The sequence below is a fragment of the Methylobacterium sp. C33D genome, assembly GCF_053345825.1.
In genome coordinates, this window is sequence record NZ_JBKFAV010000017.1 from 1 (window position 1) to 17,984 (window position 17,984).

Genomic DNA, 17,984 nt, shown 5'->3' on the forward strand with positions numbered 1-17,984 from the left:
CACCCGTCGGTGAGCTCAGAAAGAAGAACAACAGATCGGCACAAGTCTACTCACGCCAGGCCCTAAGACCCGGCCGCAAGGACAAACGCCGCCCGCGTCTCCCTTCCTCATTCCAACTTGTCAAAGAACGCCCCGGTCACCCGAGGCTCATCAGAGGCAAACAGAAGACCGCCCGGCAATCCCGCCGGCCAATCCCGCCGCTTGTCAGAAGATGGCTCAGCGCCCGGTCCACTTCCGCGGCCGGCGCCGATGAGCCGGGGTATAGATCCACGGTTCCCGGCCGTCAACAGGCTTGTTGGCCGGGAAGCCGATTTTCTTGGACTCGGCCGACGACAGGCGTGTGACGCCCGATTCGCGCTCCCGGCGGGCGCGCTAAGCCTCGAGGCTCAGGGTCATGCCGTCGTAGGCGGGCACGATGCCCTCCGGCAGGCGCGCCGCGAGGGCGCCGTAGTCGAGATCCGTGTGCAGGTTGGTGAGGACCGCCCGGCGGGGGCGGACCGACTCGATCAGCGCGAGGGCGTCCGAGACCGAGAAGTGGGTCGGGTGCGGGGTATCGCGCAGGGCGTCGATGATCAGCAGGTCGAGACCGCGGAGCCGGGCGAGGCTCGCCTCGGGGATCAGGCTGACATCGGGCATGTAGGCGGCCGCGCCGAAGCGGAAGCCCAGGGCCGCCTCGTTGCCGTGCTCCACCGGGAGCGCCTCCACGCTGATCGCACCCCCCTCCCCCTCCAGGGTCAGGTCGCGGCCGGCGGCGAGGTCGCGCAGGTCGAGGATCGGCGGGTAGGCGCTCCCGGGGGGCGTCTCGAAGCAGTAGCCGAACCGGGTCGTGAGCAGCGACCGCGTCAGGCCGTCGGCATAGACCGGGATGCGGGCCCGCATGGCGATGACCAGCGGCCGCAGGTCGTCGATCCCGTGGGTGTGGTCGGCGTGGGCGTGGGTGTAGAGCACCCCGTCGAGGCGCGTGACGCCGGCGTCGATGAGCTGCTCGCGCAGGTCCGGGGACGTGTCGACCAGGAGCGTCGTCCGCCCCGCCCCCGACGCGCGCTCCACCAGGATCGAGCAGCGCCGCCGGCGGTTGCGCGGCTCCCCCGGGTCGCAGGCGCCCCAACCGCTGCCGACCCGCGGCACCCCGCCGGACGAGCCGCAACCGAGGATGCGCAGGGTCAGGCTCGCCATCCGGATCTCCCGCTCGTCACGCGTCACGCGGCGCCCGGAGCCGTTCCGGCGGCCTTGTCGAACAGCGTGAAGAAGTTCGCCGTCGTGGTCCGGGCGAGATCCTCGGCGGTCAGCCCCAGGGTCTCGGCCAGTGACCGGGCGGTGTCGGCCGTGTAGGCCGGCTCGTTGGTTCGCCCCCGGTGGGGCTCGGGCGCCAGGAACGGCGCGTCGGTCTCCACCAGGATCCGGTCGAGGGGCACGGCCCTGGCGATGTCGCGCAGGTCGTGCGAGCGCCGGAAGGTGACGATGCCCGAGAAGGACACGTACAGCCCCAGCTCCACCCCGGCCTCCGCCAGCCGCCGCCCCGACGAGAAGCAGTGCAGCACCGCCCGGAACGGCGCCCGGCCCATCTCGTCGGCGAGCACCCGCTCCATGTGGTCGTCGGCGTCGCGGGCGTGGATCACGAGCGGCACCCCGGCGAGGCGGGACGCCGCGATATGGGCGCGCAGCACCCGCTCCTGCACGGCCTCGGGGGCGGCGTCGGCGTAGTGGTAGTCGAGGCCCGCCTCGCCGATCCCGACGCAGCGCGGGCTGGCCTGCGCGAGGCCCGCGATCGTCTCGGCGGCGACGTCAGGCTCCTCGGCGGCCCCGTGGGGATGGGTGCCGACCGTGTGCCAGACCTCGGGATGGGCCTCGGCGATCGCCCGGTAGGTGTCGGCCTTGGCGACCCGGGTGGCGATCGTGAGCATGCCGGTCACGCCCGCCGCCCTGGCGCGGGCGATCACGCCCGGGAGGTCGGCGGCGAAGTCCGGGAAGTCGAGATGGCAGTGGCTGTCGATGAGCATCGGGTCTCGGGGCCGTCAGGCGGCCGGATTCTCGGGGCGCTCGAAGCGCGGGAAGATCGGCGCGGGGGCGGGGAGCGCCGTGCCGGGCACGAGCCGGCCCCCCTCCCCTACATCGGCGAGGCCGCGCCGGTCGGCCGGCACCGCCAGCAGGTCGAGGAGCTTGGCCGCCGCCCCCGGCACGAAGGGCTGGGTCAGGATGCCGAAGACGCGCAGGGATTCCAGCGTCGTGTAGAGCACCGCGCTCATCCGCGCCGGGTCGGACTTGCGCAGTTTCCACGGCTCCTGGGCGGCGAAGTAGCGGTTGGCCTCGGCGACCACGGCCCAGATCTCCGCCAGGACGGTGTGGAGCGCGAGCTCGCCCATGAGGGTCCGGGCCCGCGCCGGCAGGGCATCGGCCTGGGCCAGCAGGGCCGTGTCGGCCGCGTCCAGGGCGCCCGGATCCGGCACCGCGCCGTCGCAGTTCTTGGCGACCATCGAGAGCGAGCGCTGGGCGAGGTTGCCGAGATCGTTGGCGAGATCGGCGTTGATCCGGCCGATGATCGCCTCGTGGCTGTAGCTGCCGTCGCCGCCGAACGGCACCTCGCGCAGCACGAAGTAGCGCACTGGGTCGACCCCGTAGGTGTCGGCGAGCTCGAACGGGTCGAGGACGTTGCCCAGCGACTTCGACATCTTCTCGCCCTTGGAGAGCAGGAAGCCGTGGCCGAAGACCCGCCTGGGCAGCGGCAGCCCGGCCGACATCAGGAAGGCCGGCCAGTAGACCGCGTGGAACCGGACGATGTCCTTGCCGATGATGTGCAGATCCATCGGCCAGAATTTCTTTTTGGGATTAGACTCGTCCGGGAAGCCCGTCACCGTCAGGTAGTTGGTGAGCGCGTCGACCCACACGTACATCACGTGGTTCGGATGCCCTGGCACCGGCACGCCCCAGTCGAAATTGGTGCGGCTGACCGACAGGTCCTTGAGGCCGGAGCGCACGAAGCTCGCCACCTCGTTTTTTCGGGTGTCCGGCCCGATGAAGCCGGGCTGCTCCTCGTAGAGCTTCAGCAACCGATCCTGGTAGGCGGACAAACGAAAAAGAAAATTCTCCTCCTCCATCCACTCGACCGGCGTGTCGGTGGCGAGGCTGCGGCGGCTGCCGTCCTCCAGGAGCCGGGTCTCGGCCTCGTCGTAGTAGGCCTCGTCGCGGACCGAGTACCAGCCGGCATACTTGTCGCGGTAGATGTCGCCGTTGGCCTCCATCCGCCGCCAGATCTCCTGGGCGGCCGCGTAATGGTCGGGCTCGGTGGTGCGGATGAAGCGGTCGTAGGCGCAGTCCATCCGGTCGGCCATGGCCTGGAACCGGGCGGCCGTGCCGTCGACGTAGGCGCGCGGCGTGGTGCCGGCCCGGGTCGCGGCCTGCTGGATCTTCAGCCCGTGCTCGTCGGTCCCGGTGGAGAACAGCACGTCGTAGCCGTCGAGGCGGTGGAAGCGCGCGATCGCGTCGGCGGCGATCACCTCGTAGGCGTGGCCGATATGGGGCGCGCCGTTGGGGTAGGAGATCGCGGTCGAGAGACCGAAGGTCTTTCGGGGGTTCGCCGGGGCGTTGGACGTCACGTCTGTGGTGTTCCGGATGAGCGCGGGAAGCTGCCCGCGTTGTCGCGCGGCCGGCGCCGGGACGCAACCGTCGCGGCCCGCCGGCGCGGCGCCCGGCCGGGGCCGGTCGGCCGGTGACGCTTCACCCGCCGCGGACACGCGTTATCGTCCCCGCGCGCCGTCTGGCGCCGGGGGCATGGCCCGGGAGACCACACGAGGGACGCGGGACGCCGCGGGAACCCAGGTGTCGGCCAGATACGCGCGGGATCCGATCCCCGCGGCGCCCCGCGGCACCGGCCGGGCGCCTGCCCCGTTCGGTGCCGTCTTTCTCGTCGCGGCGTCTCCGACGTCCCGGTCCTGCGACTCCCCGTTAGCGGTCTCGGTCGAGGTGCCTGCACGCCGTGCCCGCACCTCCGGAACCCGCATCGGCGCCGTGGCCTTCCAGCCGTCCCCCGCCTCGTGGTGGGCGGGTCCGCAGGTCGCTCAGGGTCGGCCCAGAGGCGGGTCGGCGCGGGGGCATTTCCTCACCCCGCCGGGCACAGTGCCGCCCGGTCTCACGCCCGCGTCCGAGGCACGCCCCGCACCGGTCCGCCGCCCGGGGCGATGGCGGCTGAGAAGCCACCGACGCGGGCGCCGCCCCGTCCCCGGACCCGCACGGTCAGCCACCGGGCGGGCCCCCGAAGGACGCCCCGGGATCGCTCCCGGGACGCCGCGGACAGGTCAGGTCATGAAGCACAAAATAGGAACATTGTCAAGGCGCGGGGCCGGTGCGGACCCGTATCGACCGGCGGGCCGCGCGGGTCCCCGCGCCGCCGAGGTCGGGTTTAGCCGGCCTGGGCTTCTCAGTGCGGCTCTCGGAGAGGCCCGCGTGCCGTCGGGAGAGGAGGCGCGGCGCGGATGTCCCGGGCGGAGACCCCTGTCTTCCGGACCGCCGCGGCACGATCGGGGCCGGCACGCGAGCCGCCGTCGGAACGCGATCCGGGCGGCCCCCGCGGGCGGCCGCCGGGGCCGCGGGGGGCGCCGCCCTCACCCGGCCAGCGCCGCCTCCGGCCGCGCCCCGTCCCGGGCCTCCCGGTCCGCCGCGGCGAAGAGCGCGCGGCAGTACGCGATCAGGCGGTCGGTCCGGTCCGCGCCGCCGCGGAAGGCGATGTGCCCGTCCGGGCGCACCAGCACGAGCGCCGGCTGGCCCTCCAGCCCGTAGGCGCCGTGCGCCCGGCCGTCCAGGTCCGAGAGGACGGGTACGTCCGCCGCGATCAGGGGGCCGGCGAGGACGAGCCGCGGACGCAGCCAGGGCCAGGGCGCGACGGCCCGCACCGCCTCCAGCAGGGCGGGACCCGCCTCCGGGGATCGTCCGTCGAAGCACAGGAGCGCCCAGCCCGTCGTCCACCCGTCCGGGTTGTAGAGGAACGGGAACAGGCGCGTGCGCGCCCCGTCCCGCGTCACCGGCGCGTCCGGCGCGCGCTGGCCCGGCCTCGGCCCCGGCCGCAGCAGGTGCGCCACGTTCGCCAGGCCGGACAGGTGATCCGCGTTCAGGGGGCTCCCGGGATAGGCGACGCCCATCTGCTGCATGTCGTCCGTGCCCTGCAGCAGGGAGCCCAGGTTGGGCAGCGCCTTCGCGGCCAGCCCCAGCACCGTGTCGGTGACGGGCCCCCGGTAGACGGTCCACCGGAACCCGCGCACCTGCTGGGCGCTCAGCCGGGCGTGCTCGCCGCCGCGCTCGCCGTCGTACGAGTCGAGGATGGCGGGCGCCGCCTCGCCCCGCAGGGTCATGGCCAGCCGCCACGCGATCTCGACCGCGTCGTGGAGGCCGGCATTCATGCCCTGGCCCCCGATCGGCAGCGACAGGTGCCCGGCATCGCCCGCCAGGAACACGCGGCCCCGCGCGTAGCCGGGGGAGACCCCGTAGGCGAAGCGGCTGTGGGTGAGCCATTGCGGGTCGCTCAGCGCGAGGGTCTCGTCGCCGGAGACCTCCCGGGCGAGCGCCTGGATCTCGTCGAGCGTCGGGTCGCGGTCCGGCACGCCGGTGTCGTCGGCCAGGAAGAACAGCCGGTGGTAGCCGCCCCAGACCGGCATGATGCCGGCGAAGCCGCGCGGGTAGTAGAAGAACCAGAGCTGGTCCGGCTCGGACCCGCGGCGCCAGGACAGCCGGGCGTCGACCTGCCGGTTCATGCAGCCCGCGAGCCGTTCGGGCTCGAAATCCAGGCCGAGCCGGGCGCGGATCGTGCTCCGGGCCCCGTCGGCGGCCACGCAGTAGCGGGCGCGCAGCCGCGTCTCCGGCCCGTCCGCGCCCCGCCGGAGGGTCACGGTGACCCCCGCCCCGTCCTGGTCGATGCCGGTCACCGTGCAGCCCCGCTCCAGCCGGCCGCCGCGGGCCTCGAACGCGGCGGTCAGGGTCTGCTCGATCACGTCCTGCCCGCTGTAGAGGACGTCGGGATGGGGGCTGGCGACGTCGGCGATCGGGATGGGCGTCGTCGGCGCGCCGTTGACGAAGAAGTTGATGGTGCGGATCGCGTGGGCGTTCTCCGCCAGGGCGTCGCGCAGGCCGATGCCGGCGAGCAGCTCCTGCGGGCGGGCCCAGAGATTGTTGGCCCGCGAGTACGCCCTGACCGCCGTGCGCTGCTCCAGGAGCAGGCACGGCACGCCGTGATGGCGCAGGGCGCAGCCCGCGGTCAGGCCGATGGGGCCCGCGCCGACGACGATCACGTCGGTGTCGTAGCCCGGTGCGGCGTCGGCGTCGGTCATCCGTGGGTCTCCTGTCGGGTCTCTTGCGGGGTCTCTTGCGGGATCTCTTGCGGGTACTCCTGCCGGCCCCCGTCCCGGCGCTCACCGGGGCCCTGTTCCCGGGCCGTGCCGGCGATCGACGCGATGGCGCCGTGGGAGGCGTCGATCCGCCGCTGCAGGCTCTGCAGGAGCGCGGCGGCGGCCTCGAGGGCCTCGGGCGCGAGGCCCTCGGTGAGCCCGTCCGACCAGAGGGCGTTGCGCGCCATCGCCCGCTCGTAGGCGTCGGCGCCCCGCGGGGTCATGGCGACGAGGGGCGCGCGGCGGTGATGGGGGTTGGGCGCGAGCCGGATCAGCCCGTCCGCCCGCATCTCGCCGACCAGGCGCTGCACCGACTGGCGGGCGAGGCCCATGTTGCGGGCGATGTGGGCGACGGGCAGGGGCGCCGGCGCGAGGGCGATGGCCCCCAGCACCTGCCAGCGGGCGCTGGTCAGCCCGAGGTCCTGCACCAGCGTGTCGCCCGCCGCGAGCAGGTCGCCGTTGAGGCGGAACACCGCGACCACGAGATCCGACAGGGCCTGCCGCGTCCGGTCGCGGCCGCGCACTGTCCTGGGTGGATCGGGCTCCATGGGGCGGGTCCTCGCGGCAGGGTGTTGTCAAGATGACAGTATGCTGTCATCGGCGGGACAACGGGGCCGGGGCCGGACGGTTCCAAGCTGGATCTCGAGCCGGATCTCGAGCCGGATCTCGAGCCGGCTTCCGGGGCGGATCTCGGGACGTGGCTCGGGGGCGGGCGGCGAGGACGGGCCTACGCGACGGCCGCGAGATCCCCGAACAGCGACAGCACGACCGGGCGCCGGTCGAGGTTGTAGATCGCCGCCTCCCGGGCGGCGCGGCCGAACCGGTCGGCGACCTCGACCAGGGCCGCGAGGCGGGCGGGGGGCTCGTCCCGGCGCCGGTCGATCTCGGCCGAGACGAAGCGCAGCACCGCGTCCTGGGCGGCCTCGAACCGCGCCTCGGCGTCGCGGCCCGCCAGGGTCTCGGCGAGCTTGAGCACCCGGCCCCAGTCGGGCGTGCGCGCCCGCGCCAGCAGGGTCTCGATCTCGGCCACGAGGCCGGCGGTGACGGGATCGAGCATCGCGAGCGCGCGGGCGACCGAGCCCTCGCACTGGGCCAGCGCCCGGGCCAGGGCGGTCTCGTCGGGCTGCGCGAAGGGCTCGGGCAGGCCGCGCACCACCCGGGCGACGTCCTCGGCCGGGAGCGGGCGCAGCATCAGCGCCCGGCAGCGGGAGCGGATCGTCGGGAGCAGCCGGCCGGGCTGGTGGGACAGGATCAGGAACAGCGCGCGGGGCGGCGGCTCCTCCAGGACCTTGAGCAGGGCGTTGGCGGCGTTGGCGTTCAGGTCCTCGGCGCTGTCGAGGATGCAGACGCGCCAGCCGGAATCCGCGGCCGTCGCGGCGAACAGGTCGAGGGCGCGGCGCACCGCGTCGACCGAGATCTTGGTCGGCAGCGTCTTGGCGCCGGCGCTCCGGTGGCGGCGCAGGACCACGAGATTCGGGTGCGACAGGCCCGCGACCTTGCCGAGGACGGCGTCGCCCGCCGGCACGTCGAGGCCCGCCGGGCCCCCGCCCGTGGGGTAGGCGAGCAGGCGCCGGGCGACCCGGTAGGCCAGGGTCGCCTTGCCGATGCCGGGGGCGCCGCCGATCAGCCACGCGTGGTGCAGGCGCCCCGCCGCGATGGCGGCCGCGAAGGCGTCGGCCGCGGCGGCGTGGCCGACGAGCCCGAGGGTCTCGCGCGGGCGCGGGATCCCGGCGAGGTCCCCGGGCTCGACGTCGTCGGCGGCGCGGTCGATGGGCTTCACGGGGCGGCTCTCACGGGGCGGATCTCACGGGGCTGACCGGAGGGGCTCCGGTCCGGTCGGCGCGCCCGCGGGGGCCGCCGCAGCGGCTGCTTACACGGCCACCGGCCAGGATGGGACCGGTCGGGCCGGGAAAGGGCCCGCTCGCGCCGCCTCACGCCGCGTCGCCGCTCCGGCCCGCTCCCGCCGGCCGGTCGGGCAGGAGCGCCGGCAGCCGGGACGCGACGGCGGCGCGGATCGCCGCCTCGACCGCGTCGGGGTCGCGGGACGCGTCGATCACCGCGCAGCGGCCCGGCTCCGCCCGGGCGATCGCCAGGAACGCCTCCCGCAGCCGGACGTGGAAGTCGAGGGCCTCGGCCTCGAACCGGTCGGCCCCCTGCCCCGTCCGGGCGCCGCGCCCGGCCGCGCGGGCGAGGCCGGCCTCGGGGGCGAGGTCGAGGATCAGGGTGAGGTCGGGCCGGGTCGGGCCGACGACGACCCGCTCCAGCGCCTCCACGGTCTCCGGATCGAGTCCGCCCGCGGCGCCCTGGTAGGCCCGGGTCGAGTCGATGAACCGGTCGCACAGCACCGTCTCGCCCCGGCGCAAAGCCGGGCGGATCAGCCGGTCGAGGTGGTCGATCCGGGCGGCGCTGAACAGCAGGGCCTCCGCGAACGGGCCGTAGGGCTTGGCGACGCCGTCGAGCAGCGCGGCGCGGATCTCCTCGGCCCGCGGCGAGCCGCCGGGCTCGCGCGTCACGCAGACGGGCCGGCCCGCGCGCGCGCGCAGGGTCGCGGCGAGGCGGGCGATCTGGGTCGACTTGCCGGCCCCCTCCCCGCCCTCGAAGGTGATGAAGGTGCCGCCCGCCGCGGCGGGATCCCCGGAACCCGGCCCGGTCACGCGCGCGCCGTCACGACGGGTTGGCCGCCCCGGCAGCACCCTTGTCCGTCCCCTTGTCCGTCCCCTTGTCCCCGCCCTTCGCGGCCCGGTCGAAGGCCTTGCGGACGAGGCCGGTGCCGAATTCCAGCGCCGCGTCCATCGCCCGCTGCGACAGGGTGCCGGGCTCCACCGCGGCGCCGGCGAAGAGCGGCTGGTCGAGGGCGACGGTGTCGCCGCGCTGGACGCGCAGGATCCCGACCCGCTGGCCCTCCTCCACGGGCGCGACGAGCGGCCCGGTATAGATCGCCCGGGCGCTGACCCGGTCGCTGGAGCCCCGCGGCAGCAGCACCCGCACGGGCTTCTTCGCCACCAGCGGCACCGAGCCCGACTGGCCGCCGAACACCGAGGCCTCGGCCACGGTCTCGCCCGGCGCGAAGACCTGCCGCGGCTCGAAGGCGCGGAAGCCCCACTCCATCAGCTTGCGTGACTCGGAGGCGCGGTCCCGGGCGGTCTTGAGCCCCGAGACCACCAGCACGAGCCGCTGGCTGTTCTGCACCGCCGAGCCGGTGAGCGCGTAGCCGGATTCCTCCAGGTAGCCGGTCTTGAGCCCGTCCGCGCCGATGTCGAGGGCGAGCAGCGGGTTGCGGTTCTGCTGGCGGATCTTGTTCCAGGTGAACTCCTTCTCGGAGAAGATCTTGTAGTAGTCCGGGTAGGTGTCGATGATGTGCAGCGCGAGCTTCGCCATGTCCCGGGCCGTGACCTTCTGGTCGGGCGCCGAGTAGCCGGTGGCGTTGCGGAAGGTCGAGTTCGTCAGCCCGATCTCCTTGGCGCGCTGGTTCATCAGCCCGGCGAAGGCCTCCTCGGACCCGGCCATGTTCTCCGCGATCGTGATCGCCGCGTCGTTGCCCGACTGCACGATCAGGCCGCGCAGCAGGTCCGACATCTTGATGCGGCTGTTGACCTGCGCGAACATCGACGAGCCGCCGCCGCCGGCCCCGCCGCGCTTCCACGCGTCCTCGGTGACGGTGAACTCCGTGTCCATCGACAGGCGGCCGGTTTTCAGCGCCTCGAACACGATGTCGGTGGTCATCAGCTTGGCCATGCTGGCCGGCGAGAACCGCTCGTCGGCGGCCTTCTCGAACAGGACCGAGCCGGAATCGGCGTCGATCAGGATCGCGTGCGGGGCCGCGGTCTGGAAGCTCTGCGCGGCGGCGGCGGCGAGGCCGGCGCCCAGCGCGCAGGCGGCCGCGAGAAGGGTGAGAAGGGGTCTGCGCATCACCGTTCCGTCCCGCGCCTGCCGTCGGACCGGAAGCGTCCCGGCCGTATCCCAATAACAAGCGTGACCATATTACGGTTTCGGCGCCGGATCGAACGCGAAATGCCGCATCGACGCCGCCCCCGACGCCGCGTCGGGGGCGGCGGTCCCGCCGTCAGTAGATCCCGGCGAGGCGGGCGTGTCCCGCCTTCGCGGCGGTCCTGGTGGCCGGCCCCTTGGCGGCGGGGCCCCTGGGGGCGGTCTTGGCGGAGGCGCTCGCGGAGGCTGTCGCGGCCGGCGCACCGGCCTTCGTGGCCGACGCCCTGGCCGGCACCGCGGCGAGGCGCGCCATGGCGAGCTTGGCCGAGACCGGCATCGCGGCCGGGGATTTGCCGTGCGGCGCGGAGGACGGGCCGGACGACGGGCCGGACGACGCCTTGGCGAGCTTGACGATCCCGGGTGCCGGGGCCGCCCGGCCGTGGGCCTCGGCGAGCGCCGGGCGGGCCGCCGGTCCGGCTTTCGCGCCGGGCTTCCCGGCGGCGTGACCGTGCGCCGGCGGCGCGGCCGGGGCGAGGCCCGGGGCGACGGCCGGGTTCAGACCCGCGACCTTCAGGGTCCCGGCCCCGAGGCCGCCCCTGGCGGCGACGGCCGGCACGGGGCCGGGCCGGAACTCGCGCACCCGCGGCGCGGTGGGCTGCACGGCCGCCGGGACCGTCACGGCGGCCGCGGCCAGCACGATCGGCGCGCGCACCGGCGCCGTCCGCTCGGGCCGGGCGGCCGGGGCCTCGGCGGGCGCCTTCCCGGTCTCCTTCTCGGCCTCCTCCGCCTCCTGGGCGGGCCTGAAGGCCAGGGCCGGGGCGGAGCGCGTGTAGCGCTCGGTGTCCTCGTTCGGGCCGAGATCGGCCACCATCACGGTCGAGCGGCCGGCCGGCCGGCCGTCGGTGCGCAGGCTGGCGAGGAGCTTGCGGTCGTCGCTGCCGGCCACCGAGGCCTTCCCGACATACTCAACGCGCACCCGCGCGGTGCCCTTCCGGTGGAAGCCCAGCGCGTCGGCCGCCTCCTCCGACACGTCCATGACGCGGCCGGCATGGTAGGGGCCGCGGTCGTTGACGCGCACCAGCATCGAGTAGCCGTTGTCGAGGTTCGTCACCCGGGCGTAGCTCGGCAGCGGCAGGGTCGGGTGGGCGGCGGCGATCGAGTGGCGGTCGAAGACCTCGCCGTTGGCGGTCATGCGGCCGTGGAAGGCCGCGCCGTACCAGGAGGCGAGCCCCTCGCGCACGTAACCGTTCGGATTCTCCTTCGGGACGTAGGTCTGGCCGGCCACCACGTAGGGCTTGCCGGTGTAGCGGCGGCCGCCGCCCTTCGGGATCACGTCGCCCTCGTTGTAGAGGCGCGGGCTCGCCTTGACCCCGTATTTCGGATCGATCCCGTTCCCGGCGGCGAGCTTCTGCTGGGGCGAGGTCGCGCAGTTGGCCGTGGCCAGGGCCACGCCCGAGACGGCCATGAGCCGCAGGGCGAGGCGCGCCGGCCGGGGAAGCGTCGTGCGCACCATCGTGGGGTTCACCAAACTCTACGCGTGACCGGGGCCCGACCGGACCGGAGCCGGCCGCGTGCACGAAGCCGCGACCAGTCCACCCAGATTTGTAGCGGTCGCGTAAAGGAAGCCTGAACGATGGGGCGCGGCCGGGTTCAGGAAGCCGGCCGTCCGCCTGCCCGGATATCGAGCGCTGCGCGAGGAACCGCGGGCAAGTCTCTGCTCCGGATCAGGTTTGTCGAGATTCCATGGACGGGCGCATTCCGCCGTCCCGACGCGCGGCACTCGCCTTTTCCGTGTGGGCGCGGGGCGGGATCGGGGTCGCGGCGGCTCGGCGCGGGGCAGGCGCGGAGGCCGCCCCGGTCGATCCGCCCCGGTCGATCCGCCCCGGTCGATCCGCCTCGTCCGTCCGGGGCGCCGCCGCGGCGACGGGACGGCCGCGCCGGTGCGGGCCGGCCGATCCTCAGCGGGACTGCGTGTCGGTGAGCTGCCCGATCGACTGGGCGCCGCGCTGCTTGAACAGCAGGTCGAGGCCCTCCAGCATCAGCGCGTGCATCTTGGTCCGCTCGGCGTAGGCGAGGTCGCGCAGCTGGTCGTAGACCGGCGGCTCCAGGTAGACCGACATCTGGCGGGCGCGCTGCTTGAGCGTGGCCGCCTGCTTCGGCGCCGGGGGCGCCAGGGTGAGCGACACGATCTCGGCGCCCTGCGGCCGGGCCGCCTGGGGCCGGGCCGGCGGGCTCGCCGAGGCCACGATCGCCGCGAGGCTGAGCTTAGGCGGCTTGGACATGCTGGCCCGTCCTCAGGGACTGCGTGCGGCGCTCGATCCAGGACCACAGGCGGCGGACCTCGCCGGCGGCCTGGCCCTTGGGGTTGAACTCGGTGACGCCCTGGCCGAGGCCGATCGCGTCCTGGTGGTCGGTGCGGGCGACGATGTTCACGTCGGGCAGGATGCCGAGCACCGCGAGCCCGTCCGCGGCGTCGCGGACCCGGTAGGAGCGCGGCGGGGTCTGGTTCAGCACGAAGGCGAACTTCTTCTCCAGCCGGTAGACGGCGGCCAGGGTCGGCTTGAACGCCCGCAGGTCCGCGGGGGTCGGCCGGCACGGGATGATGCACAGGTCCGCGGCGCGGATCGCCGAGAGGGTGCCGGTGGAGTCGACGCCGGGCGTGTCGATGAACACGTAGTCGTAGGCGGAGTCGCGCAGGCGCTCCATCACCGCGTCGATCTGGGTGGCGTCGATCTGCGCCACCTCGGGACCGTCGGCCGTGCGGTGGTCCAGCCAGTCGGAGATCGTGGCCTGCCGGTCCATCTCCAGGATGCAGACCGTGTGGCCCGCCTCCCGGGCGGCCACCGCCAGGGAGATGCACAGCGTGCTCTTGCCGCTGCCGCCCTTCTGCGTGACGAAGGTGATCGCTTTCATCCCGGGCGTCCTCCAGAAGGCCCCTGCATCCGTCGAGGCGCCCGCAACCGCCGGTCGCCGCGCCGCCTGTGCCAACCTCAGGTATGGGGTTCGCGGCGTGCCGCGATCCTGTGACCCAAGGATGTCCGGGCACAGGTTGGGCCCGGCATGGTTAACGAGCCGTTAAGACCGCGGTCCGATCCGGATGTCCCCGCCCAGCGCGGCAGCAGGACAGCAGTCTAAACTTCAAGTTAAGATTCTTGGCATATAGAGGGTTAACAGCCTTCCCAGCGACGCCCGGATACCGTAGCGTGAGTGCGGGTGAGACGAGGAGCTTGGTGGGGGTGAAAACCTCAAGTTTAAAGACAAGGATCGCCCCATCGAGGAATGGCATGTCCGAAGGCCCGATCCCGCAATCCATTCTGGAAGCCTCCGGCGTCGTGGGCACCTGGGCCCACGATTACTGGGCGGGGCAGCTGGCGCTCTCGGCCCCGCTCGCGGATCTGCTCGGCCTGGACCCCGAGGCGGCCGCCGCCGGCGTGTCCCTGGAGACCTTCCTCGACCGCACCCATCCCGAGGACCGCGTCCGGATCGAGAGCTATCTGCACGCGGTTGCCGAGACCGGCGGTCCCGTCGAGGCGGAGTTCCGCACGAAGGACACGCGCACCGGGATCCGCACGCTGCTGATGCGCGGCCGGATCGAGCGGGACCCCGCCGGCGGGGCGACCCGCGGGCGCGGCATCGCCATCGACCGCACCGAGGAGCAGGCCGCCAACCTCGTGCAGAGCGAGCGGGTGGTGAACCGGATGGCCGAGCACGTCATCGCCCTGCGCGACCTCGCCCGCGCCCTGCACCGGCCGACGCTCACCGACCGGATCGAGCACCTGATGATCGAGATCGGCTTCGAACTCGCCCGCTTCCTGCCCGAGCCCGAGGACGAGCCGCGCCACTGAGCGGCCACCGAGCGCGGGGCGTTGCGCGGGGCCGCCGGTGCGGAAGCCCCGCCGGACCGATTGATCGCGCCCGTTCCGGCAAGCTACTGTCCCGGCAACACTTTGCCGGGAGGACGGGGATGGCCCGCGACACGATCTACGACCGCGATCTCGACCGCGTCCCCGCCAACCACCAGCCGCTGACCCCCCTGCTCTACCTGGACCGGGCCGCGCGGGTGTTCCCCGACCACGTGGCGGTGGTCCACGGCACCCTGCGGCGGCCCTACCGGGAGGTCTACGCCCGGGCCCGCCGCCTCGCCTCGGCGCTGGCGGCGCGCGGGATCGGCCGCGGCGACACCGTGGCGGCGCTGCTCGCCAACACCCCCGAGATGATCGAGTGCCACTACGGCGTGCCGATGACCGGGGCGGTGCTCAACACCCTCAACACCCGCCTCGACGCCGACGCGATCCGCTTCTGCCTGCAGCACGGCGAGGCCAAGGTCCTGATCACCGACCGCGAGTTCTCCGGGACGGCCGCCGCGGCCCTGGAGGGGCTCGCCGACAGGCCCTTCGTCATCGACGTCGACGATCCCGAGTACGACGGCCCGGGCGCCCGCCTCGGCGCGACCGACTTCGAGGCCTTCCTGGCGGGGGGCGACCCGGAGCACGACTGGCGCCTGCCGGACGACGAGTGGGACGCGATCACCCTGAACTACACGTCGGGCACCACCGGCGACCCGAAGGGCGTGGTCTACCACCATCGCGGGGCGGCGCTGCTGGCGCTCGGCAACGTCATCACGGGCGGGCTCGGTCAGCACCCGGTCTATCTCTGGACCCTGCCGATGTTCCACTGCAACGGCTGGTGCTTCCCCTGGACCCTGTCGATCGTGGCCGGCACCCATGTCTGCCTGCGGCAGGTGCGGGCCGAGGCGATGTACCGGCTGATGGCCGAGCACGGGGTCACGCATCTCTGCGGCGCGCCGATCGTGATGCAGATGCTGATCAACGCCCCCGACGCGGAGCGCCGGGACCTGCCGCGGCGCGTCGCCTTCTTCACGGCGGCCGCCCCGCCCCCCGAGGCGGTGCTCGCCGGCATGTCGGAGGCCGGGTTCGACGTGACCCACCTCTACGGCCTGACCGAGAGCTACGGGCCGGCGGTGGTCAACGCGTGGCACGCCGACTGGGACGCGCTGGCGGCCGACCAGAGAGCGGCCAAGAAGGCCCGCCAGGGCGTGCGCTACCCGGTGCTCGAGGCCCTCGACGTGCGCGACCCGGAGACGCTGGAGCCTGTGCCTGCCGACGGGGCGACGATCGGCGAGGTGATGATGCGCGGCAACGTGGTGATGCGCGGCTACCTCAAGAACCCGGCCGCCACGCAGGCCGCCTTCAGGGGCGGCTGGTTCCGCACCGGCGACCTCGGGGTGAAGCACCCGGACGGCTACGTGCAGCTCAAGGACCGCTCGAAGGACATCATCATCTCGGGGGGCGAGAACATCTCGTCGATCGAGGTCGAGGACGCCCTGTTCAAGCACCCGGCGGTGGCCGCGGCCGCGGTGGTGGCCAAGCCCGACGCGAAGTGGGGCGAGACGCCCTGCGCCTTCGTGGAGCTCAAAGCCGGCGCGGCCCCCACGGCCGACGAGCTGATCCAGTGGTGCCGGGGGCGGCTGGCCTCCTACAAGCTCCCCCGCCACGTGGTCTTCGGCGAGTTGCCGAAGACCTCGACCGGCAAGGTGCAGAAATTCATCCTGCGCGAGCGGGCCCGGCAGGACGGCGCCTGATCGGCGCCGGGCCGGACACCCTTCCGGACACCCTTCCGAACGCGTCACGGTCGCGGCGGCGCGGGCCTGTCGCGCCGCTGTCAGGCCGCCTCGTCAGCCCTGCGGCGGTTCCCGGCGGTCGGCGCGGACCGGCACCGGCACGGCCTTCGGGGCGGATCCGGCGTCGCGGAGGTCGGCCACGATCTGGGCGACGAACGCCCGGAGCGACACGAGGCTGAACAGGGTGATGGACACGACCAGGGCGGCGGAGACCAGGGTCTTGGCGGTTTCGGGATCCACGGCGGGAGTCCTTGGCTTCGCCCCGCCGCGGGCGATCCGGGCGGGGGGCGCCGCTGGTGGCGCCGGTGTCTCCCCAAGGTGGGCGCGCCGCCCACGCCGCGCCAGCACCGCCGCGGTCGCGCCTGGCATGCGCGCAGGGCCGGGCTCGGCCGCGATTCAGGTTACCGCGACGCTTCGTCCGGCCCGGGGCGATCGCGCGGGACCGTGCAGCTTTCCTGGCTGGCCGAACGTTGCGTTTCCCGCAATAAGCGCGGCGCGGAGCGGCGCGCATCCGGGAGAGACGGCATGGCCGGCAGCGGCAGCGTGGGCGGCACCGCGAACGACCGCGCGAACGACCGCGCGAACGGCTTCCGCGCGGCGCGGCGCGCCGGTCAGGGGCTGGCGCTGGCCGCAGGGCTCGGGGCCGGGCTGCTCTCGGGACCGGCCGCGGGCCCCGCCCGGGCCCAGGGAACCGTCCCGTCCCAGCCCGCGACCCAGCCCGTGGCCCCGCCCCCGGCGCCTGCGAACGCCGCGCCCCCGAGTGCTCCGGTCCCGAGTGCCGCGCCCCGGAGTCCGGCGCCCGCCCCGCCGGGAGCGCCGCCGCAAGCCGCGGAGCCGGGCCCGGCCGATCCGGTGACCCGCGCCGGCTACTTCTACATCGGCGGCCGCTATCAGAAGCTCGGCGACAAGACCGTGATGGTCGGCCAGATGTTCGTGCAGTCGCGCACCCCGGCCCGGGTCACGCAGCCCTACCCGGTGGTGATGGTGCACGGCCTCGCCCAGACCGGCGTGAACTACCTCGCCACCGCGGACGGCCGCCCCGGCTGGGTCCAGCGCTTCGTCGAGAAGGGCTACCAGGTCTACGTGGTCGATCAGGTCGGGCGCGGGCGCTCGGGCACCAACCCGGAGGTCTACGGGCCGTACGACCGGCTCGGCACGCGCAGCCTGGAGCGCACCCACACGGCCCCGGAGGTCTACGATCTCTACCCGCAGGCCAAGCTCCACACCCGCTGGCCGGGCGGGGCCGGCGTGCAGGGCAACGCCGCCTTCGACCAGTTCTTCGCCAGCCAGGTCCCGTTCCTCGCCAACAGCCAGCAGACCGAGGAGCTGGTCGACCCGGCCCTGGTGGCGCTCCTGGACAGGATCGGGCCGGCGATCCTGCTCACCCACGGCCAGGCGGCCCTGTTCGGCTGGGCGGCCTCGGACGCGCGGCCGGACCTCGTGAAGGCGCACGTCGCCGTCGAGCCGAACGGCCCGCCCTTCTTCGACGTGCAGTTCCGCGGCGGCAAGGAGTTCTGGGAGAAGACCGGCGACGGGCGCGCCCGCGCTTACGGGCTGACCCGCATGCCGCTGACCTTCGACCCGCCGGTCAGGGCGCCCGAGGATCTGACCGTGGCGCAGCAGGCCAAGGGATCCGAGTCCAGGCCGGATTCCAAGCCGGACACCAGGCCGGACACCAAGCCCGCGGACGGGCGGATCCGCTGCTGGCTGCAGGGCGAGCCGGTCCGGACCCTGCCGAACCTCGCCAAGGTGCCGACCGTGGTGGTGACCGCGGAGGCCTCCTTCCACGCGACCTACGACGACTGCACCGTCGCGTTCCTGACCCAGGCCGGCGCCAGGCCGGACGTGGTCCGGCTGGCCGACCAGGGCCTCCACGGCAACGGCCACATGATGATGCTGGAGACGAACAGCGACGCCGTCGCGGACGTCCTCGCCGGCTGGCTCGCGGGCCGCGTGAAGTAGCCCCGCGGGACCGACTCCGCCGCACCACCGATACGTGTCGCTACGGCAACAGCCGTCGCCTTCCGCGTGAAGGCCGCTTGCGG

General features: G+C 74.0%; 15 protein-coding genes. 3 read left to right on the forward strand and 12 right to left on the reverse strand.

Annotated elements, in window-relative coordinates; translation table 11 throughout:
- Nucleotides 1-372: 372 nt before the first annotated feature.
- From ACLBXO_RS15135 to ACLBXO_RS15185, 11 genes are all read right to left on the reverse strand, one after another.
- Nucleotides 373-1,176 (reverse strand): MBL fold metallo-hydrolase, encoded by an 804-nt coding sequence (locus ACLBXO_RS15135; protein WP_447685840.1) that lies wholly within the window; start codon nt 1,174-1,176, stop codon nt 373-375.
- Nucleotides 1,177-1,199: 23 nt separating this feature from the next.
- Nucleotides 1,200-2,000, reverse strand: coding sequence for a TatD family hydrolase (locus ACLBXO_RS15140; protein WP_331318907.1), 801 nt, complete (start codon nt 1,998-2,000; stop codon nt 1,200-1,202).
- Nucleotides 2,001-2,015: 15 nt separating this feature from the next.
- Nucleotides 2,016-3,593, reverse strand: coding sequence for a methionine--tRNA ligase (metG, locus tag ACLBXO_RS15145; RefSeq protein WP_331318909.1), 1,578 nt, complete (start codon nt 3,591-3,593; stop codon nt 2,016-2,018).
- Nucleotides 3,594-4,598: 1,005 nt separating this feature from the next.
- On the reverse strand, nt 4,599-6,314 hold the full coding sequence (locus ACLBXO_RS15150; RefSeq protein WP_447685841.1) for an FAD-dependent monooxygenase: 1,716 nt from the start codon (nt 6,312-6,314) through the stop codon (nt 4,599-4,601).
- A complete protein-coding gene (locus ACLBXO_RS15155) occupies nt 6,311-6,919 on the reverse strand; it encodes a MarR family winged helix-turn-helix transcriptional regulator (RefSeq protein ID WP_447685842.1) in 609 nt (202 codons plus the stop codon). Before ACLBXO_RS15155 ends, ACLBXO_RS15150 begins: the two co-directional genes overlap by 4 nt.
- 179 nt (nt 6,920-7,098) lie before the next feature.
- Nucleotides 7,099-8,151, reverse strand: coding sequence for a DNA polymerase III subunit delta' (locus ACLBXO_RS15160; RefSeq protein ID WP_447685843.1), 1,053 nt, complete (start codon nt 8,149-8,151; stop codon nt 7,099-7,101).
- A gap of 151 nt (nt 8,152-8,302) precedes the next feature.
- Nucleotides 8,303-9,025: a dTMP kinase gene (tmk, locus tag ACLBXO_RS15165; protein ID WP_447685844.1), complete on the reverse strand. Its 723-nt coding sequence runs from the start codon at nt 9,023-9,025 to the stop codon at nt 8,303-8,305.
- A 10-nt stretch (nt 9,026-9,035) separates the two neighbouring features.
- Nucleotides 9,036-10,280: a D-alanyl-D-alanine carboxypeptidase family protein gene (locus tag ACLBXO_RS15170; protein WP_447685845.1), complete on the reverse strand. Its 1,245-nt coding sequence runs from the start codon at nt 10,278-10,280 to the stop codon at nt 9,036-9,038.
- A 154-nt stretch (nt 10,281-10,434) separates the two neighbouring features.
- Entirely contained in the window at nt 10,435-11,811 is a 1,377-nt protein-coding gene (locus ACLBXO_RS15175) for a septal ring lytic transglycosylase RlpA family protein (protein ID WP_447685846.1), read from the reverse strand.
- Nucleotides 11,812-12,256: 445 nt separating this feature from the next.
- Complete coding sequence (locus tag ACLBXO_RS15180; protein ID WP_020095560.1) at nt 12,257-12,580, reverse strand: ribbon-helix-helix domain-containing protein; 324 nt, start codon at nt 12,578-12,580, stop codon at nt 12,257-12,259.
- Nucleotides 12,564-13,211: a ParA family protein gene (locus ACLBXO_RS15185; protein WP_012318487.1), complete on the reverse strand. Its 648-nt coding sequence runs from the start codon at nt 13,209-13,211 to the stop codon at nt 12,564-12,566. Before ACLBXO_RS15185 ends, ACLBXO_RS15180 begins: the two co-directional genes overlap by 17 nt.
- A gap of 371 nt (nt 13,212-13,582) precedes the next feature.
- Between ACLBXO_RS15185 and ACLBXO_RS15190 the strand changes: the two genes are divergently transcribed.
- Nucleotides 13,583-14,143, forward strand: coding sequence for a PAS domain-containing protein (locus tag ACLBXO_RS15190; RefSeq protein ID WP_331318915.1), 561 nt, complete (start codon nt 13,583-13,585; stop codon nt 14,141-14,143).
- A gap of 119 nt (nt 14,144-14,262) precedes the next feature.
- The gene (locus ACLBXO_RS15195) at nt 14,263-15,900 is read left to right on the forward strand and encodes an acyl-CoA synthetase (protein WP_331318916.1); all 1,638 of its coding nucleotides are present in this window, start codon (nt 14,263-14,265) and stop codon (nt 15,898-15,900) included.
- Nucleotides 15,901-15,993: 93 nt separating this feature from the next.
- Here ACLBXO_RS15195 and ACLBXO_RS15200 read toward each other — a convergent pair whose 3' ends face one another.
- Nucleotides 15,994-16,179: a hypothetical protein gene (locus tag ACLBXO_RS15200; RefSeq protein ID WP_447685847.1), complete on the reverse strand. Its 186-nt coding sequence runs from the start codon at nt 16,177-16,179 to the stop codon at nt 15,994-15,996.
- Nucleotides 16,180-16,464: 285 nt separating this feature from the next.
- Between ACLBXO_RS15200 and ACLBXO_RS15205 the strand changes: the two genes are divergently transcribed.
- Nucleotides 16,465-17,901, forward strand: a complete 1,437-nt coding sequence (locus ACLBXO_RS15205) for an alpha/beta hydrolase (protein ID WP_447685848.1) — start codon at nt 16,465-16,467, stop codon at nt 17,899-17,901.
- Nucleotides 17,902-17,984: the final 83 nt, after the last annotated feature.

Bases quoted from the DNA above. Each gene is read 5' to 3' on its own strand.
- ACLBXO_RS15195 (WP_331318916.1), top strand. From the start codon at position 14,263: ATGGCCCGCGACACGATCTACGACCGCGATCTCGACCGCGTCCCCGCC.
- ACLBXO_RS15150 (WP_447685841.1), bottom strand. From the start codon at position 6,314: ATGACCGACGCCGACGCCGCACCGGGCTACGACACCGACGTGATCGTC.
- ACLBXO_RS15140 (WP_331318907.1), bottom strand. From the start codon at position 2,000: ATGCTCATCGACAGCCACTGCCATCTCGACTTCCCGGACTTCGCCGCC.
- ACLBXO_RS15155 (WP_447685842.1), bottom strand. From the start codon at position 6,919: ATGGAGCCCGATCCACCCAGGACAGTGCGCGGCCGCGACCGGACGCGG.
- ACLBXO_RS15135 (WP_447685840.1), bottom strand. From the start codon at position 1,176: ATGGCGAGCCTGACCCTGCGCATCCTCGGTTGCGGCTCGTCCGGCGGG.
- ACLBXO_RS15170 (WP_447685845.1), bottom strand. From the start codon at position 10,280: ATGCGCAGACCCCTTCTCACCCTTCTCGCGGCCGCCTGCGCGCTGGGC.
- ACLBXO_RS15205 (WP_447685848.1), top strand. From the start codon at position 16,465: ATGGCCGGCAGCGGCAGCGTGGGCGGCACCGCGAACGACCGCGCGAAC.
- ACLBXO_RS15185 (WP_012318487.1), bottom strand. From the start codon at position 13,211: ATGAAAGCGATCACCTTCGTCACGCAGAAGGGCGGCAGCGGCAAGAGC.
- ACLBXO_RS15180 (WP_020095560.1), bottom strand. From the start codon at position 12,580: ATGTCCAAGCCGCCTAAGCTCAGCCTCGCGGCGATCGTGGCCTCGGCG.
- ACLBXO_RS15175 (WP_447685846.1), bottom strand. From the start codon at position 11,811: ATGGTGCGCACGACGCTTCCCCGGCCGGCGCGCCTCGCCCTGCGGCTC.
- ACLBXO_RS15190 (WP_331318915.1), top strand. From the start codon at position 13,583: ATGTCCGAAGGCCCGATCCCGCAATCCATTCTGGAAGCCTCCGGCGTC.